Below are 24,367 nucleotides of genomic sequence, written 5' to 3'. Positions count from 1 at the left end.
TATAACGAGAGACACCATGCAACATGCAATCTATCCCAGCCTGGCAGGTCAGCGCGTCGTCATCACGGGCGGCGGCACCGGCATCGGCGTGGCCATCGTCGAAGCGTTCGCGCGCCAGGGCGCCCACGTCACTTTCCTCGACATCGCCCGCGAGGCGTCGCTGGCGTTGCAGGAAAAGCTGGCGCACCTGCCGCAGCCGCCCGTGTTCCGCTATTGCGACCTGACGGACCTGGGCGGCCTGGCCGCCACCTTCGCCGAGATCGAGCACAGCGCGGGCGCCACGGATATCCTCGTCAACAACGCGGCCAATGACGACCGCCACCAGTTGCAGGACGTCACGCCCGCCTACTGGGACGAGCGCATGGCCGTCAACCTGCGCCACCAGTACTTCTGCGCCCAGGCCGTGGCGCCGGCCATGCGCGCCAAGGGGGGCGGCGTAATCCTGAACCTGGGTTCGATTTCCTGGCACCTGGCGCAAGCGAGGCTGTCGATCTACATGACGGCGAAAGCCGGCATCGAGGGCTTGACGCGCGGCCTGGCGCGCGACCTGGGTGTCGACGGCATCCGCGTCAATTGCATCATTCCCGGCGCCGTGCGCACGCCGCGCCAAGAGCGGCTGTGGCATACGCCGGAGGCGGAAGCCGTGATCCTGCAGGGACAATGCCTGCAACTGCGCGTGGAGCCGGAAGACGTGGCGGCGCTGGCGCTGTTCCTCGCATCGGACAACGCGGCCAAGTGCGCCGGACGCGAATACTACGTCGACGCAGGCTGGTACGGCGCATGAGCACTCCCGCCCAACCCCAGGCGCGGCGCTTCCGCTCGCAGGACTGGTTCGACAATCCCGACTATATCGACATGACGGCGCTGTACCTGGAGCGCTTCATGAACTACGGCATCACGGCAGAGGAGCTGCGTTCGGGCCGGCCCATCATCGGCATTGCGCAAAGCGGCAGCGATATCAGCCCGTGCAACCGCATCCACCTGGAACTGGCCCAGCGCGTGCGCGACGGCATCCGCGACGCGGGCGGCATCCCGATGGAATTCCCGCTGCACCCGATCTTTGAGAACTGCCGCCGTCCCACGGCCGCGCTGGACCGCAATCTGGCATATCTGGGCCTGGTGGAAATCCTGCATGGCTACCCGATCGACGCCGTGGTGCTGACGACGGGCTGCGACAAGACGACGCCGGCGCAATTGATGGCCGCCGCCACGGTGGACATTCCCGCCATCGTGCTGTCAGGCGGTCCCATGCTCGATGGCTGGATGGACGGCGAACTGGTAGGGTCCGGCGCCGCCATCTGGAAAGGCCGCCGCCAGCTGTCCGCCGGCTTGATCGACAACGACAAATTCCTGCAGATCGCCGCCGCCTCGGCGCCGTCGGCCGGCCACTGCAACACCATGGGTACGGCTTCGACCATGAATGCGCTGGCCGAGGCGCTGGGCATGTCCCTGACGGGCTGCTCGGCCATCCCCGCGCCGTACCGCGAGCGGGGCCAGATCGCCTATGAAACGGGGCGCCGCATCGTTGGCATGGCGCATGACGACGTGCGCCCGTCGAGCATCCTCACGCGCGCAGCGTTTTTGGACGCGATCATCGTCAACGCGGCTATCGGCGGCTCCACCAACGCCCAGCCGCACCTGATGGCCATGGCGCGCCATGCGGGCGTGGCATTGCATTCGAGCGACTGGATGGAGCACGGCTACGACGTGCCGCTGCTGTTGAACATGCAGCCGGCCGGGAAGTATTTGGGTGAGCGCTTCCACCGTGCCGGCGGCGTACCGGCCGTGATGTGGGAGCTGCTCCAGGCGGGTTTGTTGCACGCCGAGCGTCCCACCGTCACGGGGCAGACGATGGCGGCCAACTTGCAAGGCCGCGAAAGCGCGGACCGCGAGATGATCCGTCCGTTTGCCGCGCCGCTGAAGGAAAAGGCCGGTTTCATGGCATTGCAGGGCAACCTGTTCGACTTCGCCATCATGAAGACCAGCGTGATCTCGCCCGCTTTTCGCGAGCGCTACCTGTCGCGCCCCGGTAGCGAGGGCGTATTCGAGGCGCGCGCCATCGTCTTTGACGGTTCAAACGATTACCACGCACGCATCAACGACCCGGCGCTCAATATCGACGACAGCTGCATGCTGGTCATGCGCGGCGCCGGCCCTGTCGGCTGGCCCGGTTCTGCCGAAGTGGTCAACATGCAGCCGCCGGACGCCTTGCTGAAGGCGGGCATCTTGAACCTGCCGACCCTGGGTGACGGGCGCCAGTCGGGCACCTCGGACAGTCCCTCGATTTTGAACGCCTCGCCGGAAAGCGCCGTGGGAGGCGGCCTGGCGCTGCTGCGCACGGGCGACATGATCCGCGTGGACTTGAACGGGGGCAGCTGCGACATGCTGGTCGATGCGTTTGAGCTGGCGCGCCGCGCCAAAGAGCTGCCGCCGCCCGTCAACGACAGCGCCACGCCATGGCAGGAGCTCTACCGCGCCAGCGTGGGCCAGCTGGAAACGGGCGCCTGCATGGAGCTGGCGTTGAAATATCGCGCCGTGGGACAGACCCTGCCACGCCATAACCATTGATTTTTGAAGCCGCAACACCCGTAGTGAAAAAACGTTGTTAATAAAATCCACAAGGAGACACACAATGAACAAGATCATCAGTGCAGCCATCATGACCGCCATGCTGGCATTGAGCAGCAGCGCCGCCCTGGCCGATGCGAAAAACCCGAAGATCGGCTTCTCCATCGACGATCTGCGCGTGGAGCGCTGGACGCGCGACCGCGATTTCTTCATCGCCGCCGCCGAAAAGCAGGGCGCCAAGGTCTTCGTGCAATCGGCCGACGCCAGCGAGCAGCGTCAGATTTCGCAGATCGAGAACCTGATTTCGCGCGGCGTGGACGTGCTGGTGATCGTGCCGTTCAACGCAACGGTATTGAACAACACCGTCAAGGAAGCGAAAAAGGCTGGCATCAAGGTGCTGTCGTATGACCGCCTGATCCTGAATGCCGATATCGACGCGTATATCTCGTTCGACAACGAGAAAGTGGGCGAGATGCAGGCCGAAGGCGTGACCAAGCTGCAACCGAAGGGCAATTACTACCTGTTGGGCGGCTCGCCGACCGACAACAACGCCAAGATGCTGCGCGAAGGCCAGATGAAGGTGCTTAAACCGTTTATCGACAAGGGCGATATCAAGATCGTCGGCCAGCAGTGGGTGAAGGACTGGAGCGCCACCGAAGCGCTGTCCATCGTGGAAAACGCGCTGACGGCCAACGGCAACAAGATCGACGCCATCGTCGCCTCGAACGACGGCACGGCCGGCGGCGCCATCCAGGCCCTGGCCGCGCAAAAACTGGCGGGCAAGGTGCCTGTCTCGGGCCAGGATGCCGATCTGGCGGCGGTGAAACGCGTGATCGCCGGCACGCAGTCGATGACCGTCTACAAGCCCCTGAAAACCATTGCCGCCGAAGCGGCCAAGCTGGCCGTGCAACTGGCGCGCAATGAAAAGCCGGCCTACAACTCCAGCTATGACAACGGTTTGAAAAAAGTCAGCACGGTGCTGTTGAAACCTACGCCCTTGACCAAGGCGAATGTGAACATTCTCGTCGACGACGGCTTCTATACCAAAGCTCAGTTGGGCAACTAAAAGCTGGGGTCAGTCCCGCCGGGACTGACCCCTGATTTCTGTTAATCCGCAACGAGAGTGAGCATGTCCGACTATCTGCTTGAAATGAAAGGCATCGTCAAACAGTTTGGCGGTGTCCGCGCGCTTGACGGCATCGACCTGCAGGTGCGGGCCGGCGAATGCATCGGTCTGTGCGGCGAGAATGGCGCCGGCAAGTCGACCCTGATGAAAGTGCTGTCCGGCGTGTACCCGCACGGCACCTGGGATGGCGACATCCTGTGGGATGGCCAGCCCCTGCGCGCGCAATCGATCCGCGACACGGAAGACGCGGGCATCATCATCATCCACCAGGAGCTGATGCTGGTGCCGCAGCTGTCCGTGGCCGAAAATATCTTCATGGGCCGCGAGTTGACCCTGCCGGGTGGGCGCATGCATTATGCGGCCATGTACAAGCGCGCCGACGAGCTGCTGCGCGAACTGAAAATTCCCGAATTGAACGTGGCGCAGCCCGTGATGAATTACGGCGGCGGCCACCAGCAACTGGTGGAAATCGCCAAGGCGCTCAACAAGAATGCGCGCTTGCTGATTCTCGACGAGCCGTCATCGTCGCTGACGGCGTCGGAAATCGCCGTGCTGCTCGATATCCTGCGCGCGTTGAAGGCCAAGGGCGTCACCTGCATCTACATTTCGCACAAGCTCGATGAAGTGGCGGCCATCTGCGACACCATCGTCGTCATCCGCGACGGCAGGCATATCGCCACCACGCCGATGGCGCAGATGAACGTCGAACGCATCATCGCGCAGATGGTGGGCCGCGAAATGAGCCAGCTGTATCCGCAGCGCGCGCAGCCGCCGGCCATTGGCGAGGTGCTGTTCGAGGCGCGCCATGTGACTTGCATCGACGCCGACAACCCGCAGCGCAAGCGCGTCGACGATGTGTCATTTACCCTGCGCAAGGGCGAAATCCTCGGCATCGCCGGTCTGGTGGGGGCGGGGCGCACGGAACTCGTCTCGGCCCTGTTTGGCGCCTACCAGGGGCCGTGCCAGGCCGAAGTGTGGCTCGATGGCCGGAGAATCGATACCCGCTCGCCGCAGAAAGCGATTGCCATGGGCCTGGCCATGGTGCCGGAAGACCGCAAGCATCACGGCATCGTGCCGGATCTCGACGTGGGACAGAACATCACCCTGGCCGTGCTGGAGCAATTCGCGCGCGCTACGCGCATCGATGGCGAGGCGGAATTGACGGCCGTGCGCGGCGAAATCGCCCAGCTGGAGCTGAAGGCGGCCAGCCCGTCGCTGCCCATTACGAGCCTGTCGGGCGGCAACCAGCAAAAGGCCGTGCTGGCCAAGATGCTGCTGACGCGCCCGCGCGTCCTGATTCTCGACGAGCCCACGCGCGGCGTGGACGTGGGCGCCAAATATGAAATCTACAAATTGATGCTGGCGCTGGCCGACCGGGGCGTGGCCATCATCATGGTCTCGTCGGAACTGGCCGAAGTGCTGGGCGTGTCCGACCGCGTGCTGGTGATGGGCGAAGGCCGCCTGCGCGGCGACTTTATCAACGATGGCCTGAGCCAGGAAACCGTGCTGGCGGCGGCGCTGGACCAGCGCCCGGCACCCGCCGCCAACACCGCAAACAAGGAACCCGCAGCATGAAACCGCACAGTATCAAACAGCTGTTCACCCAATACAAGATGCTGGCCCTGCTGATCGCCGTGGCGCTGATCTGGGCCTTCTTTTCGTGGAAGACGGAGGGCAGTTTCCTCACGCCGCGCAACCTGTCGAACCTGCTGCGCCAGATGTCCGTCACCGGCATCCTCGCCTGCGGCATGGTACTGGTGATTATCGCTGGCGAGATCGACCTGTCGATCGGCTCCCTGCTGGGGCTACTCGGCGGCATTGCCGCCGTGCTAGACGTGACGCAGCACTGGCCGCTGGCGCTGAACCTGGCGGCCGTGCTGGGCTGCGGCCTGGTGATCGGCCTCCTCAACGGCTATCTGACCGCCTACCGTGGCATTCCGTCCTTCATCGTTGGCCTGGGCGGCATGCTGGCGTACCGCGGCATCCTGCTGGGCATCACGGGCGGTATCACGATCGCGCCCGTCTCCGAGCCGATGGTCTACCTGGGACAGGGCTACCTGCCCGCGGTGCCCGGCATCGTGCTGGGCATCGGCCTGTTCCTGCTGGCCGCTTTCCTGACGTGGCGCGCGCGTGCCAGCCGTGCGCAGCATGGCTTGCCGCAGACGGCGCCCTGGGCCGACGGCTTGCGCCTGGCCGTCATCGGCGCCGTGCTGTACGCCTTCGTGCAAACCCTGAATGGCTATGAAGGCATCCCGCTGCCCGTGCTGTTGCTGCTGACCTTGCTGGGGCTGTTCAGCTACATCACCAGCCAGACCGTGTTCGGGCGGCGCATCTACGCTGTCGGCAGCAATATGGAAGCGACGCGCCTGTCCGGCATCAATGTGAAAGCCGTCAAGCTGTGGATCTTCGGCATCATGGGCCTGATGTGCGCGCTGGCGGGCCTGATCAACACGGGCCGCCTGGCGGCCGGTTCGCCGTCGGCCGGCACCTTCAGCGAACTCGATGCCATCGCCGCCTGCTTCATCGGCGGCACCTCGATGCGCGGCGGCTCGGGCACCGTGTATGGCGCCCTGATCGGCGCGCTGGTGATGGCCAGCCTCGATAACGGCATGTCCATGCTGGACGTGGACACCTACTGGCAGATGATCGTAAAAGGCAGTATCCTCACCCTCGCCGTGTGGGTCGATGTCAGCACGCGTGCCGGACGCCGCTAGCCGTGAAACGATCTGGCACGGGAGGAGACACCATGAAGATGCCGACCGCGCACCGGATTGCGCTGCTGTTTAACGGGAATAAAATCTATGACCGCGACATCATCGCGGGCATCGCCGCCTACTTGAACACCACGCGCGTGTCGTGGGACCTGTTCCTGGAAGAGGATTTTCGTTGCCGCCTGCCGGGCATCGAACGCTGGCAGGGCGACGGCATCATCGCCGATTTCGACGATCCCGCCGTCTGCGCGGCGCTGGCGCACAGTCGCCTGCCGGTGGTGGCCGTGGGCGGCTCGTATGCGCGCGCGGAAGACTACCCGGCCGGCATCCCGTACGTGGCGACCGATAATTTCAAGATCGTCAAGCTGGCCTATGAACACCTGGTGGAAGCGGGATTGAGCCGCTTTGCCTGTTTCAGCCTGCCCGAGGCCGATGTCAACCGCTGGGCGCAGGAGCGCGAAACGGCGTTTTGCACCTTGATGGAGCGCGACCACATGCATGCCGACGTGTACCGGGGCGTCGCCACCAGCGCGCCGTCATGGGACGAAGCGGTGGAGCAGCAGATCGCCTGGCTCAATAGCCTGGAAAAACCCGTCGGCATCATCGCCGTCAGCGACGCACGCGCGCGCCAGCTGCTGCAAGCCTGCATGCACGCTGGCATCGCCGTGCCGGAGCAGGTCGCCCTGATCGGCATCGACAACGACCCGCTGGCGCGCATGCTCACGCGCATTCCCTTGAGTTCCGTGATCCAGGGCACGGAGGAAATGGGCCGCACGGCGGCGCATCTGCTGCACCAGATGCTCAACGGCGCGCGCTTGTCCGGCACGCGCATCCTGGTGCCGCCGGCCGGCCTGAACGTGCTCGCTTCCACGCGCCACCAGCCCTTCCAGCATCCGCAGGTGATGCAGGCGCGCCACTTCATCCGCCAGTACGCCTGCCAGGGCATCAAGACGGAGCAGGTGGCCGATTACGTGGGCGTGTCGCGCTCTTCGCTCGAAGCGCACTTCCGCCACGAGCTGGGGCGCAGCGTGCACGATGAGATCCTGCATTTCAAGCTCGACGCGGCCAAGACCCTGCTCGCGCGCGGGCCGGGGCAGGTGGCCGAGGTGGCCGTGCGTTGCGGTTTTACCACGGTGCAGTACATGCATGCCGTCTTCAAGCGCGAACTCGGTTGCACGCCGCGCGAATTCCAGCAGCGCAGCCGGCCGCCGCCAGCCCCCGGGCAGGCGCCATGATGCATCTGCTGCGCAACGCGCGCGGCATGCGCGTGGCCATCGATACGCACGATGCCAGCGTGCGGGCCTGGTGGGCGCCCGACCGCTATGGCCGGCTGGCCGATGTGCTGGGCGCGGCGCCCCCAGCGGCGCGATCCTCCGCGGGCTGGCAGTGCGCATCGCCCGACGACGGCCACTTGCAGTTGCAGCTGGCGCAAGACGGCCTGTCGGTGCGCCTGAGCTACCGGTTTGATGACGACGGCAGCCTGCACCTCGACTGTGTCGCCACATCCGATACCGTTTCCCGTTTTGCGCTTGCCGCGCCCCGCTTCAATCTGCAGGGCCACCATGCCAGCGTGGGCGACCATGTGCTGCGCCTGGCTGCCGACCATTACTGGCCTTGGCCTGGTGGCTGTGCGGGTGGCGCGCCGCTCGATGTGGCGGGCAGCGCCTTCGACTTCCGCCAGCCGGCGCCGCTCGCTTCGCGCCTGGCCTGGCCCGCGCTGGCCCACTTGCCGGGATTCCGGCATGACTTTTACTGGACGGGCAGCGGCCAGCTGCGCGAGGCGGCGCGGGTTGTCGACCCCGCGTCCGGCCGGGTCTTGCGTTTTTCCACCGCCCAGGACAGCTGCCATCTGTATTCCGATGCACGCTGTTTTTCCCTGCTGGCGCAGGGTGTGGAAATGCAGCCGGGACAGGCGATGCGCTTTACGCTCGTCTACCGTTTGGGCGTGCAGGATATCGACGCGTTTGACATATCCGAACCGGTATCAATGATGTCAAATAAGTGATTGGTCAGATATGCGGGGCAGTTCTACCATGGGGTAGTTTTTCCCTCATTTATTTTTGTCCTGACCGACGCTGCGAACCTGCCCATGAACATACTCACCATCGATGCCGGCACCACCAATACGCGTACCTTGCTGTGGCGCGCGGGCGCCGTCGTCGCCCAGGCGCAGCTGGAAACGGGCGTGCGCAATACCGCCATCGATGGCCATAACGGCGCGCTGAAACAGGCGCTGCGCGACACCATCGCCTGCGTGCTGGCCAGCGCGGGCATCGCGCCGTCCGAGGTGGACCTGGCGCTGGCGTCGGGCATGATCACCTCGCCCATGGGCGTGCGGGAAGTGCCGCATTTGCCGGCTCCCGCCGGCCTGGCCCAGCTGGCGCAAGGCATGCAGGCGGTGGACTTGCCCGACGTGCTGGCGCAGCCCCTGTGGCTGATTCCCGGCGTGCGCAACCAGCATGGCGCCGTCGGCCTGCATAACGTCGAGGCGATGGACATGATGCGCGGCGAAGAGACGGAAGTCGTCGCGCTGCTCGAGCGCCTGCAATTGCGGGGCGCGGCAACCCTGATCATGCCCGGCTCGCATACCAAACTGATCAGCGTGGACGAGCAGCGCCGCATCCTCGGCTGCAGCACCACCATCGCGGGCGAACTGCTGCAGGCGATCACGCAGCACACCCTGATCAAGCAATCGGTCGATGGCGGTTTTGCGCAGACCCTGGTGCCGAAAATGCTGCTGGCCGGCGCGGCGGCGGCGCAAAAAACGGGGCTGGCGCGCGCCTGTTTCAGCGTGCGCACCCTGGGCCAGTTCAGCGCCGTCGAGTGCAACGAGCGGGCCAATTTCCTGATGGGCGCCGTCCTCAGTGGCGACTTGCTGGCGCTGCGCAACAGCACCGCCATCCAGATGCGGCCCGATACCCCGCTCGTCATTACCGGCAAGCCCATGCTGCGCCAGGCGCTCGGGCTGCTGATCGAAGAACACGGATTTTTTTATGGCAAGCGCATCATCGTCGACGACCAGCAGCAAGCCAATCTGGCCGGTCACGGTGCGCTGCTGATCGCCGCCGCGCGCGGCTTGATTTCCCCGCAGGAGACAGTATGAGCAGCAACAAGAACAAGCGTCCCTTGCGTTCGCAAGCGTGGTTTGGCGGCGACGACAAGGACAGTTTCATTCACCGCAGCTGGATGAAGAACCAGGGCTATCCCAGCGACGCCTTCGATGGCCGTCCCGTCATCGGCATCTGCAATACCTGGTCCGAACTGACCCCCTGCAATGGCCATTTCCGCGACCTGGCCGAGATGGTCAAGCGCGGCGTGCTCGAAGCGGGCGGTTTTCCCGTCGAATTCCCCGTGATGTCGCTGGGCGAGACGAACCTGCGCCCGACGGCCATGTTGTTCCGTAACCTGGCCAGCATGGATGTCGAGGAATCGATTCGTGCCAACCCGATCGACGGCGTGGTGCTGCTGACGGGCTGCGACAAGACCACTCCGGCCCTGCTGATGGGCGCGGCCAGTGTGGACTTGCCGACCATCGTGCTGTCGGGCGGCCCCATGCTGAACGGCAACTACCGCGGCAAACCGATCGGCTCCGGCACGGACGTGTGGAAGTTTTCCGAAGACGTGCGCGCCGGGCGCATGACCTCAAACGAATTCAAGCAGGCCGAATCGTGCATGTCGCGCTCCGCCGGCCACTGCATGACCATGGGCACGGCTTCCACCATGGCCAGCATGGTCGAGGCACTGGGCGTGACCCTGCCCGGCAACGCGGCCATTCCCGCCGTCGATGCGCGCCGCAAGCTGCAGGCGCAGCTGACGGGCCGGCGCATCGTCGACATGGTGCATGAAGACCTGAAACTGTCGCAGATCCTCACGCGCGAAGCGTTTGAAAACGCCATCATGGTCAACGGCGCCATCGGCGGCTCGACCAATGCCGTGATCCACCTGCTGGCCATCGCGGGGCGCATCGGCGTGGACATGCGCCTGGGCGACTGGGACCGCCTGGGCCGCGACATTCCCTGCCTGCTGAACCTGATGCCGTCGGGCCAGTACCTGATGGAAGATTTTTACTATGCGGGCGGCCTGCCCGTGATCATCCGCGACTTGCTGGGAAAATTGCATGGCGAGGCGCTCACCGTCACGGGCGCCAGCATGGCCGTCAACGTGGCCGAAGCGGAAAATTTCAATCCCGAGGTGATCACACCGCTGGCGCAGCCATTCAAGGACGAGGGCGGCATCGCCGTCCTGCATGGCAACCTGGCCCCGCGCGGCGCCGTCATCAAGCCTTCCGCCGCTTCGCCGGAACTGATGCAGCACCGTGGCCGCGCCGTCGTCTTCAACAGCATCGAGCACTATAAAAAGCGCGTCGACGATCCCGCCCTCGATATCGACGCCAGCTGCGTGATGGTGCTGCAAAATTGCGGCCCGCAGGGCTATCCGGGCATGGCCGAAGTGGGCAATATGGGATTGCCGAAAAAACTGCTGGAACAGGGCGTGCGCGACATGGTGCGCATCTCGGACGCGCGCATGAGCGGCACGGCCTACGGTACGGTGGTGTTGCACGTGGCGCCGGAAGCGGCCGTGGGCGGGCCGCTGGCCCTGGTGCGCGATGGCGACATGATTGAACTCGACGTGGCGGGACGGCGCCTGCACTTGGACGTCGACGAGACCGAGCTGGCGCGCCGGCGGGCGGAATGGAGCGCGCCGCCACCGGCCATGAAGGGCGGCTACCAGTCGATGTACATCAAGCACGTGACGCAGGCCGATGAAGGCGCGGACCTCGACTTCCTCGTCGGTTGCCGGGGCTCGGCGGTTCCGCGCGAATCACATTGATAGCGCACGATCAAACCTGCTGCGCGTCGTCATTTGCGGCCTCGATGCTCACTGTGCTCAAGCACAGTTGCGCGTCTCGGGCACAACTGACTTCCGCTCGCGACGGTTTTATCATGCGTTATACATTAGTTAAAGGAAAAATGATGGGGACACAGGCCCAATTACTGGTCGATGCGCAGAATTTTCTCGGCGAGGGCGTGCGCTGGTGCGAACGCAGCGGCCGCGTTTTCTGGACGAATATCGAAGGCTGCCAGCTGCATGCGCTGGTGCTGGCCACGGGCGAGCGCCAGACGTGGGCCATGCCGGAGCGCCTGGCGTGCTTCGCGCTGACGGACAGCGACGACGTGCTGCTGCTGGGACTGGCTTCGCGCCTGGCCTGGTTTGACGCGCGCAGCGGGGCCGTCACGCCCTTGCACACGGTGGAGGGGGACTTGCCCATGACGCGCCTGAACGATGGCCGCTGCGACCGCCAGGGACGCTTTGTCTTCGGCACGCTCGATGAGCGGCCGTGCCGCGATGCCGTCGCCAGCTTCTACCGCCTCAACCTGGACCTGACCCTGGAGCGCCTGCCGCTGCCGCAGATCGCCATCTCGAACAGCATCTGCTTCAGCGTCGATGGCACGGCCATGTACTTCTGCGACTCGATGAAGAAGGCGATCTACCGCTGGGACGATTACCTGGGGGGCGATGCCAGCCGGGTGCGCGTGTTTGCCGTGCTCGATCCGAGCCCCGGCGCCGCCGATGGCGCCACCATCGATGCGGATGACTACCTGTGGAGCGCGCAATGGGGAGCAGGCAGGGTCTTGCGCTTCGCGCCGGACGGCAGCGTCGAGCGCGCGATAGCCTTGCCCGTGTCGCAGCCCAGCTGCGTGAGCCTGGGCGGCCCGCGCTACGACGAATTGTTCGTCACGACGGCGCAGGAGAGCTTGAGCGCGGCCCAGCTGGCGAGCGAACCGCTGGCCGGGGGATTGTTTCATGCGCGCCAGGTGGACGTGCGCGGTTTGCCGGAAGTGCGCTTTGGCGCCCTGCCGGCCTGACAGGAGAGAGCAAATGCAGAAGCACACGGTTTTCGAGGGCATTATCGAACGGGGTATGGTCGGCATCGTGCGCGCCTCTTCGGCGCAGGCGGCCGTGCAGATTGCCGAGGCGTGCATCGCCGGCGGCATCACGGCGCTGGAAGTGGCGTTCACCACGCCCGATACCCTGGGCGTGCTGCGCACCCTGCGCGAACGCCATGGCCATGACGTGCTGCTGGGCGCGGGCACGGTGCTCGATACGGAGACGGCGCGCGCCGCCATCCTGGCCGGCGCCCAGTTCATCATCTCGCCCGGCGTGAACGTGGAGACCATCACGCTGTGCCAGCGCTACCAGGTGCTGTCCATGCCGGGGGCGATGACGCCGACGGAGATCGTCACGGCCCTGCAGGCGGGCGCCGACATCGTCAAGGTCTTCCCCGCCGAGATGTTCGGCCCCGCCTACATCAAGGCCCTGCGCGCGCCCCTGCCGCAAGCGCCGTTGATGCCGACGGGCGGCGTGACGGTGGAGAACCTGCATGCATGGTTTGCCAGCGGCGCCGTGGCCGTAGGCATCGGCAGCAGTCTGAGTGGTCCGGGCGCCACGGGAGACTACGCGGCCGTGACGGCGCGCGCGCAGGCCTTCGTGGCGAAGATGGCGGCCGTGCGGACGGCTAAGTCTTCTGGCTAGCTCCCACCGGGACGGGAATCTGCTACGCTAAGGGGGCAATGTCGCACGCCTCATAGACCAGAATATGTCCAACATCGCCCGCATCCTGCAAGACAGCCGCATCATCGCCATCGTCGGCATGTCCGATAAGCCCGAACGCGCCAGCCATGAAGTGGCAGATTACCTGCTGCGGCATGGCTATCGCGTGTTGCCCGTCAATCCGGCCCTCGCCGGACGCGATGTGCTGGGGCAGCGCGCTTACGCCACCCTGACGCAGGCCGCGGCGGCTGTCGCGCCGGCGCGCATCGACATCGTCGACTGCTTCCGCAAGTCAGAAGATATTCTGCCCATCACCGAGGAAGCCATCGCCGTCAAGGCCGGCTGCCTGTGGCTGCAACTTGACGTCATCAACGAGCAGGCGGCGCAACTGGCGCGGGCGGCGGGCCTAGATGTGGTGATGGACCATTGCACAAAAATCGAGCACCGCAAGCTGGCGGTGGCGGCATGAAGGCGCGCACGCAGTTCCGGGCCGGGAAGGACTTCGACCTGAACGAGGATTTCGCCGGCAAGCGCCTGCTGGGCGCCGCCACCAAGGCGGCCAACAAGAAGCTGACGCCGGCCCAGTGCAAGGCCATCGACCGCGAGGAAACCGTGGCCCTGACGGCGCAGATCGCCGAGTGCCAGAGCATGCTGTACGCGCAGCACAAAAAGAAGGTGCTGCTGGTCTTGCAGGGCATGGATACGTCGGGCAAGGATGGCACGGTCAAGGCCATCTTCAGCAATATCAACCCGATGGGCATTCGCGCCGTGGCGTTCAAGGGACCCACCGACATCGAACTGGCGCACGATTACCTGTGGCGCGTGCACCAGCACGTGCCCGTGAAAGGCGAGATCGCCATCTTCAACCGCAGCCATTACGAGGATGTGCTGATCACGCGCGTGCAGGACATGATCGACAAGGCCGAATGCCAGCGCCGCTATGCGCAGATCCGTGATTTCGAGCGCATGCTGAGCGAAACGGGCACCGTCATCCTGAAGGTCTTCCTGCATATCTCGAAGGACGAGCAACGGGGACGGCTGCAGGAGCGGCTCGACGATCCCGACCGTCAGTGGAAGTTCGATCCCAACGATATCGCCCAGCGCAAGAAGTGGGATGGCTACCAGCGCGCCTATGAAACGGCGATCCGCGAGACGGATGCCGACCACGCGCCGTGGTACGTGGTGCCATCGAACTCCAAGACGCAGCGCAACCTGGTGGTCGCATCCCTGCTGCTGGAAACCCTGCAGGGCATGAAACTGGAATACCCGGCGCCGGACCCGAAACTGTCGTCTTTCAAGGTCGAGTAGAGCTTGGGGCAGTTCAGCGCCGCGCCTGCGAAATCTGCCGCGCTGTGGCATAGTATCCCTCGTCGATAATTCAAACCAGACCGGAGATCCATATGCTGCAGTTGAAAGATCCTACCTTGTTGCGTCACCAGGCTTACGTGAATGGAGCCTGGGCGGATGCCGATGGTGGCCAGACGATTAATGTGAGCAATCCCGCCACGGGCGAGCATATCGGCACGGTGCCCCTGATGGGCGCCGCCGAGACGCGCCGCGCCATCGAGGCGGCCAATGCCGCCTGGCCTGCCTGGCGCAAGAAGACGGCCAAGGAGCGCGCGGCCGTGCTGCGCCGCTGGCATGACCTGATCCTGGAAAACGCCGACGACCTGGCGCTGATCATGACCACCGAGCAGGGCAAGCCCTTGCCGGAAGCGAAGGGCGAAGTGCAGTTCGGCGCCTCGTTCATCGAGTGGTTTGCCGAAGAAGGCAAGCGCGTTGCGGGCGATACCCTGCAATCGCCTTGGCCGGACCGCCGCCTGGTCATCACCAAGGAGCCGATCGGCGTGTGCGCCGCCATCACGCCGTGGAACTTCCCCGCCGCCATGATCACCCGCAAAGTCGGCCCGGCCCTGGCCGCCGGCTGCCCGATGGTCCTGAAACCGGCAGAAGCAACGCCGTTTTCCGCGCTGGCGCTGGCCGTGCTGGCCGAGCGCGCGGGCGTGCCTGCGGGCGTGTTCAGCATCGTCACGGGCGCGCCGAAAGACATCGGCGGCGAAATGACGTCGAACCCGATCGTGCGCAAGCTGACGTTTACGGGTTCGACCCAGGTGGGCCGCCTGCTGGCGGAACAGTGCGCACCAACGATCAAGAAACTGTCGCTGGAACTGGGCGGCAATGCGCCGTTCATCGTCTTCGACGACGCCGACCTGGATGCGGCCGTGGAAGGCGCCATCGCCTCGAAATACCGCAACGCCGGCCAGACCTGCGTGTGCGCCAACCGTCTGTATGTGCAGGACAGCGTGTATGACGCGTTTGCCGACAAACTGGTGGCCGCCGTGGCCAAGCTGAAGGTGGGCAATGGCATCGAGGCGGGCGTCACGCAAGGTCCGCTGATCGACGCCAAGGCCGTCGCCAAGGTGGAAGAACACGTGGCCGACGCGCTGGGCAAGGGCGGCCGCCTGCTCGCTGGCGGCAAGCGCCACGCGCTGGGCAACGGCTTCTTCGAACCGACCATCATCGCCGACGTGACGAACGACATGCGCGTGGCCACGGAGGAAACCTTCGGCCCGCTGGCGCCCCTGTTCCGCTTCAAGACGGACGATGAAGTGATTGCCCTGGCCAACAACACGGAATTCGGCCTGGCTGCCTACTTCTATTCGCGCGACATCGGCCGCATCTGGCGCGTGGCCGAAGGCCTGGAAACGGGCATGGTCGGCGTCAACACGGGCCTGATCTCGAACGAGATCGCCCCCTTCGGCGGCGTCAAGCAATCGGGCCTGGGCCGTGAAGGGTCGACCTACGGCATCGAAGACTATCTGGTCATCAAGTACATCTGCATGGGCGGTATCTAGGATGCTTGATTAAATCTACTGCGCGGCGCGCTTTCCGGCCTGCGATGCGCGCTGCCTCGGCGGCCCCGTACTCAGTACAGCTGCGCTTCTTAGCCAGTTGGGGGCGCCGAGCCTCGTTTCCGCTCGCTACGATTTTCTCAAGCATCCGTGACGTCCGTTATCGACGGCTGTTGCGAGCCGATCCTAACCTGTCCAGCATGCCCTTGACCGCTTGCATCTGCGTGCCGCTCTTGCGGTAGAAATCCGGGTCGATCGGATTGAGGCTGGTGTAGCCCCAGAAATCCCAGCAGCCTTTCGGGTTGTACGGGTAGACGGGGCTCGGTTCGGCCTGCGGATACAGCACGATGATCTTGTTGGCGTCCGCCACCTGGTTGTAGCCGGTGCTGGTATAGAAACGGTCGCCGATGGCTTGCGTCGTTTGCAAACAGCCGTGGAACACCACGTGCACGCGGCAGCTCTCGCTGTCGCAGGCTTTCGGGATGTAGGCGTAGCCTGTATTGTTCATGCTCGAGTATGCGTTCTGGATGAAGCTGCGCTGGTTGAAGGCGATCAACTTGCCCGTCAGCGTGGTCGACGCGGGCTGCAGGTCCGGATACAGGTGCTGCAGGATGTCGCGCGCCTGCACGAAGTCGCAGTCATTGATGAAGGGCGACGCCGTTACATCGCAAGCCTTGTCCTGGTTGTTGTCCGTGATGATGGCATGGCCTGCACCGACATTGTCGACGAAGCGGATCTGCTCGGCCGGCGTGCCCGCCAGCGCATAGAATTTTCCCACCTGTTCCACCACCGGCCGCGTCACGGTCTGGTCTTTCGTTCCGCTGAACAGATACACGCGCTGGCGTTTCAGGTTGGCCGTGTCGTCGATGAGGCGGGCGCGCGCGAAGTCGTTCGCCGCGCGCAGCAATTCGCTGGCGACAGGCGGCGCCACCTGCGCGCTGCCGGGATTCATGCAGGTGGTCAGGGCATTCGTCAGGTAGGGGATGTAGGGGAAGCGGCCTGGCTGGCCCGAGCAGAAATACGGGCCGCCCGCGATGATGCCGGCGCCGGCCACCGTGGCCGAGTAGGCGACGGCAAACTGCGCCGCCATGAAGCCGCCCGAGGACAGGCCGGACACGGTGGTCTGGCTCAGGTCAGCCTGGTAGCCGGGCAGGGCGGGGGCGTCCCTGGTCGCGGCGGGCTTGGCCGCTTTGGCGGCCGTGGCGGCGAGCGTGTCGCCTGGCGCCAGGGTGAGCAGGCTGGCGGCCAGCAGGGCGGTGGGTAATGCGGTCAGGTGCGGGAAGGGCATGGCGACTCCACAAGGCAAGAAATGGGATAGGAAGGCCGAGCATAGGTAAAAAAACTGTGCGATGGGCAAGTACTGCACTATCGTTGATGTCGCTCAAGCAATTGCTGTTCTTGTGGCCCTCATGCGCGCGCGCGGCGTTTGACATAGAATGGTTTTTTTCCGTTCAACCATGGTGCCCTTCATGTCCAAGACCCTTGCCCAGCTGTTTGCGCTCACCACCCTTGCCGCCGGCGCCAGCCTGGCCATGCCGGCCCATGCCGCCGAAACCGCTACAGCTGCCGCCGCGCCGGCCGCCTGCCCCGCGATTCTCAAGCAGACCTTCAACCGCCTGCAGGATGAAGCGCCGCAAAACCTGTGCCAGTACGCGGGCAAGGTGGTGCTGGTGGTCAATACGGCAAGTTATTGTGGTTTTACTAATCAATATGAAGGGCTCGAGGCGCTGTACGCCAAGTACGGCAGCAAGGGCCTGGTGGTGCTGGGCTTCCCGTCGAACGATTTCGGCAAGCAGGAGCCGGGCAACAGCAAGGAAATCGCCGATTTCTGCTACAACACCTATGGCGTGAAGTTTCCCATGTTCGCCAAATCGGTGGTCTCCGGCCCCGCGCCGAATCCGCTGTATGTGGACTTGATCAAGCAGACGGGCAAGACCCCGGCCTGGAATTTCCACAAATACCTGATCGACCGTCACGGTAAAGTGGTGGAAAGCTTCCCCAGCAAGGTGACGCCGGACGACAAGAAACTGGTGGGCGCGGTGGAAAAAGCGCTGGCGCTGTAAGTTGCCGACACGCAAGCAGGCTTGATCGCCTGCTTTTTTTTAATGCCGCGCTTGTCGTCTTGCCATCATTGTCCTAAGCTGGTTGTTCGCGTTTGTCACAACCAAGGAGAACATCATGGCGTATGTCGATGGATTTGTGGTGCCCGTACCGAAAGCCAAGCTCGAAGCCTACCTGGCCATGTCGCGCAGTTGCGGCGCCATCTGGCGCGAGTACGGCGCGCTGGAATTTCGCGAATGCGTGGGCGACGATGTCAAGCCAGGCAAGCTGACGTCGTTCCCGCAGGCGGTGGACTTGCAGGATGGCGAAGTGGTGGTGTTTTCCTGGATCGTGTATGCGTCGCGCGCCAAGCGCGATGAAATCAACGACAAGGTCATGAAAGATCCGCGCCTGGCCGAGATGATGGATCCGGCCAAGCTGCCGTTCGATGGCAAGCGGATGATCTACGGCGGTTATGAAATGCAGGTGGACCTCTAGCGGCTGAAACAGTCCATGGCGGCGTTGCAATGCCTCGTCGTGCAGTTGCACTACCTTCGGCAATGCGCCTTGCCCTGAACGGTTTCAGGCGCTAGCGATAATATGTGCCGGCAACGCCCCGCGCAGCGCATTGCACACGACGATGGCCTCGGCCCGTGCCAGCATGGCGCGCGTAATGATGGTTTCCTGCGCATCCCAGGCAGGATCGGCCAGCATGGCGGCGCGTTGCACGCCGGGCAGCAGGCCGCAGGACAGGGGCGGCGTATGCCAGCGGCCATCGAGGCGGACGAAGACATTGCTGCGCCCGCCTTCCGTCAGTTCGCCCCGTTCGTTAAAGAACAGCATGTCGAAGCTGCCTCGCGCCTCGGCTGCGCGCCAGGCCGCGTCGTAGCGTGCGCGCACGCTGCTCTTGTGGCGCAGGAACAGGTCGTCCGCCACGGTGGCGTCGGGCGCCAGCAGGATGGTTACCGTGTCCGGCAGGACGGTGAGCGCACCGCTTTGCGTCGTGCACTGGCCATCCTGGCGCAGCGCCAGGCGCAGGCGGAAGGGCGCGTCATCGGGGCGTGCCGCGCAGGCCGCCTGCAGCGCGGCCTGCGCGGCACTGTCACTCCAGGCAAAACCGAAATAGGCGCAGGAGGCGGCCAGGCGCGCCAGGTGGCGCTCTTGCTGGCGACAGCCGCCGGTGCGGCTGGCGTGCAAGGTCTCGAACAGTTCGAAGTCGTTGGTCAGCCCCGTGAGGAAGCGGGCCTTGAGCTGGCACTCCGCAAATTCCTCGTGCGGGTCGCTGTCCAGGACGATGCCGGCGCCCACGCCCATCTCGCCGCGCCGGATGCCGTCAGGGCCAGCCGGCTGCAAGGCCAGGGTGCGGATCGGCACGGACATGCAAAAGTCGCCCACCGCGTGGGTAGCGCCGGCGGCGGGAGGGTCGAACCAGCCGATGGCGCCCGTATAGATGCCGCGCGGCGCCGGCTCCAGCTCGGCGATGATTTCCATGGTGCGGCGTTTCGGCGCGCCCGTGATCGAGCCGCATGGGTACAAGGCCAGGAAGACGTCGGCCAGGCTGGCGTCGTCGCGCAGGCGCGCCTGCACGGTGGAGGTCATTTGCAGCACGCTGCTGTAGCGCGTCACCTCGAACAGGGCCGGCACCTTGACGGAGCCGGTGACGGCGATGCGGCCGATGTCGTTGCGCAGCAGGTCGACGATCATCAGGTTTTCCGCGCGGTTCTTCGGGTCATTGGCCAGGGCGCTGGCGCGGCGCGCGTTTTCTGCCGTTTGCTCAGGCGGGGCGGCAGGCGCCGTGCCTTTCATGGGGCGCGCCATCAGCTCGCCCTGTGCATGGCGCACGAACAGTTCCGGCGACAGCGATAGCAGGGCGCCGCCATCGGGCAGCATCACCAGCGCGCCGTAGGGCACGGGCTGACGCGCGCGCAGCCGCGCATACAGGGCCAGGGGCGAGCCGAAGGCGTCGAAGCGCAAGCGATACGTGTAGTTGACCTGATAGGTGTCGCCGGCCACGATGTAGTCGTGGATGCGGTGCAGCGCGCGCGTGAATTCGGCTTGATCCACATTCGCGCGGATATCGGCCACGCCGGCCGGCGCGGCGTCGGCGCGGACGCGCGCGTCCAGCCACTGCGCCACCTCGTCCTGTGAAAGCTGCGTGCAATGGTCGAAGACAAGCACTTGCGCCAGTGGCGGCGCGTTGATGCCTGCCGCGCGCGGCGGCATGGCCAGCACATGCGCGCCCAGCTCGTAGCTGCACACGCTGACGGCGTACAGGCCGCGCTGTAACGCCTCTTGTAGCCCCTCGAGCAGGGTGGGCCACTCATCCCCCTCGCCGCACTGCAAGACTGCCGCCAGGCCCGTGTACAGGCGTGAACCGGCGCCAGGGGTGCTGGCGTCGTCGAGCAGGGCGAAACAGTCGGTATGCATGGGACAGCAGCGGCGGTGACTTACCCCAGCAGCATGGCGATTTGCAGCGCCGCTTCCTGGGATGGGTTGATCTTGAAGCCGCTCTTGGCGTAGCGGTGCCAGCGTCCGATGACGAAGCCGACGATCAGGGTGGCGCGCGCCGCCACTTCGCTTTCCTTGCCATGGCCTTCGGCGGCAGCCACGCGCAAGGCCTGCTTGAGCGCCAGTTCCACGCGGTCGTAGAACTGGTTCATGCGCACTTGCAGGCGTTCGTCCTCATTGACCAGCGCATCGCCGATCAGCACGCGCGTCATGCCCGGATTGCTGATGGCGAAATTGAGCAGCATGCCGACGATGTCGCGCGTTTGCGTCATGCCGTCGCTGTGCTTTTCCGCGATCTGGTTGATCAGGCCGAAAACGCTCGACTCGATGAATTCGATCAGCCCTTCGAACATTTGCGCCTTGCTGGCGAAATGGCGGTACAGGGCCGCTTCCGACACGGCCAGTCTGGCCGCCAGTGCGGCAGTGGTGATCTTTTCGCCTTTCGGCTGCTCCAGCATTGCGGCGAGGGCCTGAAGAATTTGTAGCCTGCGTTGGCCCGGCGGTGTGCTTGCCATATTTTCTCTTGTCGTTAAAAAAAATGCTGCCTTGATGGGGAGGTCCGTCACCGCCGCTAGCGGTGCGGCTTCCGGCGTCAACCGGAAGCCCAGGAGTCCCCTTCAACGCAGACGGTGAAGGCGGCGTGCCAAATGCCGGACAGATTTTACTTTGACATCGACGTAAGCGGGGCGATTTAACGCCTTGGGCAACTTCGCCACGCCGATCGGATCCGCCATTTTCAGGTATTGCGTGACCCATGCCGTGCGCAGGCCCAGTTTTTTCGCGCCCTTCAGGTTGGCCAGGGTGTCTTCCACCAGGATGCAGCGGCCAGGGCGGATCTGGTGCTTGCGCATCAATTTGCGCAGCATCAGGGTCGATGGCTTGGGCCGCAGCTGGCGGTGCACATGCATCGCCTCGATGGCGATATGCTGCGAAAAATGCTGGCGCAAGCCCAGGTGGCGCATCACGTCGCTCGAATAGCGCAGCGGCGCGTTGGTGAGTAAAATTTTACGGCCAGGCAGGCGTTTGAGTAAAGCCCCCAGCCCCCGCTCGGCGCGTATCATGGCGCGCAAATCGTCGAACGCGTGCGTCTCGTGCAGAAAATGCGCTGCCTGTACCTGATGGTGCTTGACCATGCCCAGCAAGGTGGCCCCATAGCGGCGCCAGTAGGCTGCGCGCGCCGCATTGACGATGGCGTCGTCGGCCGGCGTCACGCCGTCGCCCAGCACGCGGGCAATATACGTGTTCATATTGGCCGTGATGGTGGGGAATATGGCGTGCGAGGCATTGTGCAGCGTGTTGTCGAGGTCAAACAGCCAGACCGGCGACGAGCGGTTAAGATGGGACACAGGCACAGGAGTCTTTAGGCAAGATGATAAGCAAGATGAAAAATTCAACAATCAGGAAAACCATGCGACGCCAGATTATAGTGATGTTTTGCGGATTATTCTTGCTGCCGTTGCCGGCGGCCTTTGCCGAAGCGCCGCCCGCGGCACAAAACCGGGGCGCCCTTTTCAAGGTGCAGGACGCCAGCCACACCCTGTATCTGTTCGGCACCATCCACGTCGGCGCGCCCGATTTTTATCCGCTCGAGCCGACCGTGACGCAGGCGCTGCACCAGGCTGGCGCGCTGGCGCTGGAGATCGATCCCGGCGCCGACCCGCGCGCCGCCCTGGGCGCCGTGCTGAAGTACGGCATGGAGGCGCCGGGCAGCCAAGTACCGCTTGATTGCCGTCAGACTCTGGCCCCGCGCCTGGCCCCGCTGTTGCAAAAATACGGTATTCCAGCCGAGTCGGTGGCGCCGATGAAGCCGTGGATGCTGGCCAGCATGCTGGCCATCGGCGAGTTTTCCACGCTCGGCTACCGCTCCGACCTGGCCGTCGACAATTATCTGTCGCAGCAGGCCAAGGCGCGCAAGATTCCCGTGGTGGAACTCGAGTCGATGGAAGGCCAGATGGCGCTGTTCGGCGCCATGTCGCCGGCCGACCAGTGCCGTTTCCTGGAAGACGGCGTGGCGTCGATCGAGGACCAGGAACAAAGCCAGGAAGCGCGCGAGATCGCCAACGCCTGGCGCACGGCCGATGCCGCCGCCTTCGACAGGTTGGCCGCCAAGGCAGCGACAGACCCGTCGTTCGCCGCCCAGTTCGTGCAAAAGGTGTTGCTGGATGGCCGCAATACCGCCCTGGCCGACGGCATCGCCAGGTTGCTGGCGCGCGAAAAGTCCAGCCTGGCCGCCATCGGCGTGCTGCATCTGGTGGGAGCAAAGAGCGTACCGGATCTGCTGCGCAAGAAAGGTTTGAAGGTAGAGCGGGTGTATTGAACCGTGGAGTAGGCGCGGGCTACAGATAGCAGAGCAGATGGAAAAGTGTTCAGGGCAAGGCGGACTGACGAAGACAGTACGCATGTACGGCGAGGCAGTACAACGCCGCCATGGACATTTTTTCAGCTGCGGGGAAAGGATACTGGTGCCCTTGACGTGGATCGAACACGTGGCCTCTCCCTTACCAAGGGAGTGCTCTACCACTGAGCTACAAGGGCAAATTAAAAGCGGCGCCAGGTGATCTGCGCCGCCAAACTACTCGCTGTGATGCGTTGCGATTTTTTTAGTGCGAACGGATCATAGTACCAAAAGCTTGCTCGGTCAACACTTCCAGCAATAATGAGTGTTCGATGCGGCCGTCGATGATGTGCACCGTGTTCACGCCGGACTTGGCGGCGTCGAGCGCGGACGAGATCTTCGGCAGCATGCCGCCCGAGATCGTGCCGTCGGCGAACATCTCGTCGATTTCACGCGCCGACAGGTCGGTCACCAGGTTGCCCTGCTTGTCCTGGACGCCGGCGATATTGGTCATCATGATCAGCTTTTCCGCTTTCAGGATTTCCGCGATCTTGCCGGCTACCACGTCGGCGTTGATGTTGTAGGCCTGGCCATCCTGGCCGAAACCGATCGGCGAGATGATGGGAATGAAGGCGTCGTCCTGCAGGGCCTTGACGACGGCCGGGTTGATCGCGTCGATCTCGCCGACGAAGCCGATGTCGAGGAATTCGCCCGGATGTTCGCGGTCCGGCATCTGCATCTTGCGCGCGCGGATCAAGCCGCCATCCTTGCCCGTCAGGCCCACAGCCTGACCGCCGTAATGGTTGATCAGCATGACGATATCCTGCTGCACTTCGCCGCCCAGCACCCACTCCACCACTTCCATGGTTTCTTCATCGGTGATGCGCATGCCTTGCACGAAGGTGCCTTGCTTGCCGATTTTTTTCAGCGCGTTGTCGATCTGCGGTCCGCCGCCGTGCACCACGACCGGGTTCATGCCGACCAGCTTGAGCAGGATGACGTCGCGCGCGAAGCCGTGCTTCAGGCGTTCGTCCGTCATGGCATTGCCACCGTACTTGATGACGATGGTCTTGCCATGGAAATTGCGGATGTAGGGCAGGGCCTCGGCCAGAATCTGCGCCTTGATTTGTGGCGACACCGCCGTCAAGTCGTCATTCATGTCCAGGTTCAAGTTAGCTAGTTGATTCATGGCGAGTCCGGAAAATAGATTTGTGGGATTTTACAGGGAAGACGAAAATCTTGGAGGCATTATAGGGCGATCTTGTTGTATTTTCCCTGATGATCCTATAGTCTGGCCCGATATGCCCCCCAGCCAGCCCTTTTACTGCCCGTTACATCTGCGTCGTATCCTGGCGCGGCAGGACACACACTTGCCAATTCAAACACAGCCATGAGCGTATGCAGCCTGTGCGGCGCCACCTTCCAGTGTGGTCAGCTTGATCCGGACGCCAAGGAGCCCTGCTGGTGCGTGGCCCTGCCGCCGGCCGTTCCCGTGCCCGGCAGCACCGCCGTGGGCTGCTGGTGCCCCGCCTGCCTGCAAGAGCGCATCGCCGCCTTGACCCCTCCGGCAGCAACGCCGGCCAGATAAGCGCATCGGCGCGCTTTTTCCTTTGCAAAAGACCTTGCATTTTGTAGGGGAATACGTTCAGACTTCGATTTTTAAGAATTTCTTACA

23 protein-coding genes and 1 tRNA gene are annotated in these 24,367 nt (G+C 64.2%); 18 read left to right on the top strand and 6 right to left on the bottom strand.

Translation table 11 applies throughout. From position 1 onward, the window contains the following. The first annotated feature begins 16 nt into the window (after positions 1 to 16). The 14 genes from CLU94_RS13115 to gabD all read left to right on the top strand — a co-directional run bounded on the left by CLU94_RS13115 (position 17) and on the right by gabD (position 15,812). Positions 17 to 784 carry an SDR family NAD(P)-dependent oxidoreductase gene (locus CLU94_RS13115; protein WP_099665933.1) on the top strand — a complete coding sequence of 256 codons (768 nt, stop codon included), beginning with the start codon at positions 17 to 19 and terminating at the stop codon, positions 782 to 784. Then, positions 781 to 2,568, top strand: coding sequence for an IlvD/Edd family dehydratase (locus CLU94_RS13110; RefSeq protein WP_099665932.1), 1,788 nt, complete (start codon positions 781 to 783; stop codon positions 2,566 to 2,568). Before CLU94_RS13115 ends, CLU94_RS13110 begins: the two co-directional genes overlap by 4 nt. 91 nt (positions 2,569 to 2,659) lie before the next feature. Further along, positions 2,660 to 3,634, top strand: coding sequence for a D-xylose ABC transporter substrate-binding protein (gene xylF / locus CLU94_RS13105; RefSeq protein ID WP_099377905.1), 975 nt, complete (start codon positions 2,660 to 2,662; stop codon positions 3,632 to 3,634). 63 nt (positions 3,635 to 3,697) lie between these two features. Next, entirely contained in the window at positions 3,698 to 5,269 is a 1,572-nt protein-coding gene (xylG, locus tag CLU94_RS13100; protein WP_099665931.1) for a D-xylose ABC transporter ATP-binding protein, read from the top strand. Further along, positions 5,266 to 6,408, top strand: coding sequence for a sugar ABC transporter permease (locus CLU94_RS13095; RefSeq protein WP_099665930.1), 1,143 nt, complete (start codon positions 5,266 to 5,268; stop codon positions 6,406 to 6,408). The genes xylG and CLU94_RS13095 overlap by 4 nt, the downstream gene beginning before the upstream one ends. A 32-nt stretch (positions 6,409 to 6,440) precedes the next feature. Then, on the top strand, positions 6,441 to 7,640 hold the full coding sequence (locus CLU94_RS13090) for a XylR family transcriptional regulator (protein ID WP_099665929.1): 1,200 nt from the start codon (positions 6,441 to 6,443) through the stop codon (positions 7,638 to 7,640). Continuing rightward, the gene (locus CLU94_RS13085) at positions 7,637 to 8,410 is read left to right on the top strand and encodes an aldose epimerase family protein (RefSeq protein ID WP_099665928.1); all 774 of its coding nucleotides are present in this window, start codon (positions 7,637 to 7,639) and stop codon (positions 8,408 to 8,410) included. The genes CLU94_RS13090 and CLU94_RS13085 overlap by 4 nt, the downstream gene beginning before the upstream one ends. An 84-nt stretch (positions 8,411 to 8,494) precedes the next feature. Beyond that, complete coding sequence (locus CLU94_RS13080; RefSeq protein ID WP_099665927.1) at positions 8,495 to 9,508, top strand: 2-dehydro-3-deoxygalactonokinase; 1,014 nt, start codon at positions 8,495 to 8,497, stop codon at positions 9,506 to 9,508. Continuing rightward, entirely contained in the window at positions 9,505 to 11,235 is a 1,731-nt protein-coding gene (araD, locus tag CLU94_RS13075) for an L-arabinonate dehydratase (protein ID WP_099665926.1), read from the top strand. The genes CLU94_RS13080 and araD overlap by 4 nt, the downstream gene beginning before the upstream one ends. Positions 11,236 to 11,375: 140 nt before the next feature. Next, on the top strand, positions 11,376 to 12,272 hold the full coding sequence (locus CLU94_RS13070; RefSeq protein ID WP_373610052.1) for an SMP-30/gluconolactonase/LRE family protein: 897 nt from the start codon (positions 11,376 to 11,378) through the stop codon (positions 12,270 to 12,272). A gap of 13 nt (positions 12,273 to 12,285) precedes the next feature. After that, positions 12,286 to 12,939: a bifunctional 2-keto-4-hydroxyglutarate aldolase/2-keto-3-deoxy-6-phosphogluconate aldolase gene (locus tag CLU94_RS13065; protein WP_099665924.1), complete on the top strand. Its 654-nt coding sequence runs from the start codon at positions 12,286 to 12,288 to the stop codon at positions 12,937 to 12,939. A gap of 64 nt (positions 12,940 to 13,003) precedes the next feature. Continuing rightward, positions 13,004 to 13,426, top strand: a complete 423-nt coding sequence (locus tag CLU94_RS13060; RefSeq protein ID WP_099665923.1) for a CoA-binding protein — start codon at positions 13,004 to 13,006, stop codon at positions 13,424 to 13,426. Continuing rightward, positions 13,423 to 14,265: a PPK2 family polyphosphate kinase gene (locus tag CLU94_RS13055; RefSeq protein ID WP_099665922.1), complete on the top strand. Its 843-nt coding sequence runs from the start codon at positions 13,423 to 13,425 to the stop codon at positions 14,263 to 14,265. The genes CLU94_RS13060 and CLU94_RS13055 overlap by 4 nt, the downstream gene beginning before the upstream one ends. A gap of 92 nt (positions 14,266 to 14,357) precedes the next feature. Further along, positions 14,358 to 15,812, top strand: a complete 1,455-nt coding sequence (gene gabD, locus CLU94_RS13050; protein WP_070218955.1) for an NADP-dependent succinate-semialdehyde dehydrogenase — start codon at positions 14,358 to 14,360, stop codon at positions 15,810 to 15,812. Between the two features lie 157 nt (positions 15,813 to 15,969). Here gabD and CLU94_RS13045 read toward each other — a convergent pair whose 3' ends face one another. After that, positions 15,970 to 17,097 (bottom strand): extracellular catalytic domain type 2 short-chain-length polyhydroxyalkanoate depolymerase, encoded by a 1,128-nt coding sequence (locus CLU94_RS13045; RefSeq protein WP_099665921.1) that lies wholly within the window; start codon positions 17,095 to 17,097, stop codon positions 15,970 to 15,972. Between the two features lie 181 nt (positions 17,098 to 17,278). Here CLU94_RS13045 and CLU94_RS13040 point away from each other — a divergent pair, with 181 nt between their 5' ends. Together CLU94_RS13040 and CLU94_RS13035 are read left to right on the top strand one after the other, a co-directional pair. After that, positions 17,279 to 17,872 carry a glutathione peroxidase gene (locus CLU94_RS13040; RefSeq protein WP_099668295.1) on the top strand — a complete coding sequence of 198 codons (594 nt, stop codon included), beginning with the start codon at positions 17,279 to 17,281 and terminating at the stop codon, positions 17,870 to 17,872. Positions 17,873 to 17,987: 115 nt separating this feature from the next. Then, positions 17,988 to 18,347 (top strand): DUF1428 domain-containing protein, encoded by a 360-nt coding sequence (locus CLU94_RS13035; protein ID WP_099665920.1) that lies wholly within the window; start codon positions 17,988 to 17,990, stop codon positions 18,345 to 18,347. Positions 18,348 to 18,431: 84 nt separating this feature from the next. Here CLU94_RS13035 and pabB read toward each other — a convergent pair whose 3' ends face one another. The 3 genes from pabB to CLU94_RS13020 form a co-directional block, all read right to left on the bottom strand. After that, complete coding sequence (pabB, locus tag CLU94_RS13030) at positions 18,432 to 20,276, bottom strand: aminodeoxychorismate synthase component I (RefSeq protein ID WP_099665919.1); 1,845 nt, start codon at positions 20,274 to 20,276, stop codon at positions 18,432 to 18,434. Between the two features lie 20 nt (positions 20,277 to 20,296). Further along, complete coding sequence (gene slmA / locus CLU94_RS13025; RefSeq protein ID WP_099665918.1) at positions 20,297 to 20,872, bottom strand: nucleoid occlusion factor SlmA; 576 nt, start codon at positions 20,870 to 20,872, stop codon at positions 20,297 to 20,299. Between the two features lie 102 nt (positions 20,873 to 20,974). After that, the gene (locus CLU94_RS13020; RefSeq protein WP_077398423.1) at positions 20,975 to 21,709 is read right to left on the bottom strand and encodes a pyrimidine 5'-nucleotidase; all 735 of its coding nucleotides are present in this window, start codon (positions 21,707 to 21,709) and stop codon (positions 20,975 to 20,977) included. A 95-nt stretch (positions 21,710 to 21,804) separates the two neighbouring features. On the opposite strand from CLU94_RS13020, the gene CLU94_RS13015 reads away from it, so the two are divergent. Beyond that, a complete protein-coding gene (locus tag CLU94_RS13015) occupies positions 21,805 to 22,674 on the top strand; it encodes a TraB/GumN family protein (RefSeq protein ID WP_257218791.1) in 870 nt (289 codons plus the stop codon). A 143-nt stretch (positions 22,675 to 22,817) separates the two neighbouring features. Here the strand turns inward: CLU94_RS13015 and CLU94_RS13010 are convergent. Beyond that, positions 22,818 to 22,892, bottom strand: a tRNA-Thr gene (locus tag CLU94_RS13010). A gap of 65 nt (positions 22,893 to 22,957) precedes the next feature. Beyond that, positions 22,958 to 23,851 carry an acetylglutamate kinase gene (gene argB / locus CLU94_RS13005; RefSeq protein ID WP_010393729.1) on the bottom strand — a complete coding sequence of 298 codons (894 nt, stop codon included), beginning with the start codon at positions 23,849 to 23,851 and terminating at the stop codon, positions 22,958 to 22,960. Positions 23,852 to 24,082: 231 nt separating this feature from the next. Here argB and CLU94_RS13000 point away from each other — a divergent pair, with 231 nt between their 5' ends. Continuing rightward, positions 24,083 to 24,280, top strand: a complete 198-nt coding sequence (locus CLU94_RS13000) for a cysteine-rich CWC family protein (protein ID WP_099665916.1) — start codon at positions 24,083 to 24,085, stop codon at positions 24,278 to 24,280. Positions 24,281 to 24,367: the final 87 nt, after the last annotated feature.

The sequence above is a fragment of the Janthinobacterium sp. 13 genome, assembly GCF_002749695.1.
In the GTDB taxonomy this organism is placed as follows: Bacteria; Pseudomonadota; Gammaproteobacteria; order Burkholderiales; family Burkholderiaceae_D; genus Janthinobacterium; species Janthinobacterium kumbetense.
This window is presented reverse-complemented; position numbering and strand designations above follow the sequence as displayed.

Bases quoted from the DNA above. Each gene is read 5' to 3' on its own strand.
- CLU94_RS13115 (WP_099665933.1), top strand. From the start codon at position 17: ATGCAACATGCAATCTATCCCAGCCTGGCAGGTCAGCGCGTCGTCATC.
- CLU94_RS13110 (WP_099665932.1), top strand. From the start codon at position 781: ATGAGCACTCCCGCCCAACCCCAGGCGCGGCGCTTCCGCTCGCAGGAC.
- xylF (WP_099377905.1), top strand. From the start codon at position 2,660: ATGACCGCCATGCTGGCATTGAGCAGCAGCGCCGCCCTGGCCGATGCG.
- xylG (WP_099665931.1), top strand. From the start codon at position 3,698: ATGTCCGACTATCTGCTTGAAATGAAAGGCATCGTCAAACAGTTTGGC.
- CLU94_RS13095 (WP_099665930.1), top strand. From the start codon at position 5,266: ATGAAACCGCACAGTATCAAACAGCTGTTCACCCAATACAAGATGCTG.
- CLU94_RS13090 (WP_099665929.1), top strand. From the start codon at position 6,441: ATGAAGATGCCGACCGCGCACCGGATTGCGCTGCTGTTTAACGGGAAT.
- CLU94_RS13085 (WP_099665928.1), top strand. From the start codon at position 7,637: ATGATGCATCTGCTGCGCAACGCGCGCGGCATGCGCGTGGCCATCGAT.
- CLU94_RS13080 (WP_099665927.1), top strand. From the start codon at position 8,495: ATGAACATACTCACCATCGATGCCGGCACCACCAATACGCGTACCTTG.
- araD (WP_099665926.1), top strand. From the start codon at position 9,505: ATGAGCAGCAACAAGAACAAGCGTCCCTTGCGTTCGCAAGCGTGGTTT.
- CLU94_RS13070 (WP_373610052.1), top strand. From the start codon at position 11,376: ATGATGGGGACACAGGCCCAATTACTGGTCGATGCGCAGAATTTTCTC.
- CLU94_RS13065 (WP_099665924.1), top strand. From the start codon at position 12,286: ATGCAGAAGCACACGGTTTTCGAGGGCATTATCGAACGGGGTATGGTC.
- CLU94_RS13060 (WP_099665923.1), top strand. From the start codon at position 13,004: ATGTCCAACATCGCCCGCATCCTGCAAGACAGCCGCATCATCGCCATC.
- CLU94_RS13055 (WP_099665922.1), top strand. From the start codon at position 13,423: ATGAAGGCGCGCACGCAGTTCCGGGCCGGGAAGGACTTCGACCTGAAC.
- gabD (WP_070218955.1), top strand. From the start codon at position 14,358: ATGCTGCAGTTGAAAGATCCTACCTTGTTGCGTCACCAGGCTTACGTG.
- CLU94_RS13045 (WP_099665921.1), bottom strand. From the start codon at position 17,097: ATGCCCTTCCCGCACCTGACCGCATTACCCACCGCCCTGCTGGCCGCC.
- CLU94_RS13040 (WP_099668295.1), top strand. From the start codon at position 17,279: ATGTCCAAGACCCTTGCCCAGCTGTTTGCGCTCACCACCCTTGCCGCC.
- CLU94_RS13035 (WP_099665920.1), top strand. From the start codon at position 17,988: ATGGCGTATGTCGATGGATTTGTGGTGCCCGTACCGAAAGCCAAGCTC.
- pabB (WP_099665919.1), bottom strand. From the start codon at position 20,276: ATGCATACCGACTGTTTCGCCCTGCTCGACGACGCCAGCACCCCTGGC.
- slmA (WP_099665918.1), bottom strand. From the start codon at position 20,872: ATGGCAAGCACACCGCCGGGCCAACGCAGGCTACAAATTCTTCAGGCC.
- argB (WP_010393729.1), bottom strand. From the start codon at position 23,851: ATGAATGACGACTTGACGGCGGTGTCGCCACAAATCAAGGCGCAGATT.
- CLU94_RS13000 (WP_099665916.1), top strand. From the start codon at position 24,083: ATGAGCGTATGCAGCCTGTGCGGCGCCACCTTCCAGTGTGGTCAGCTT.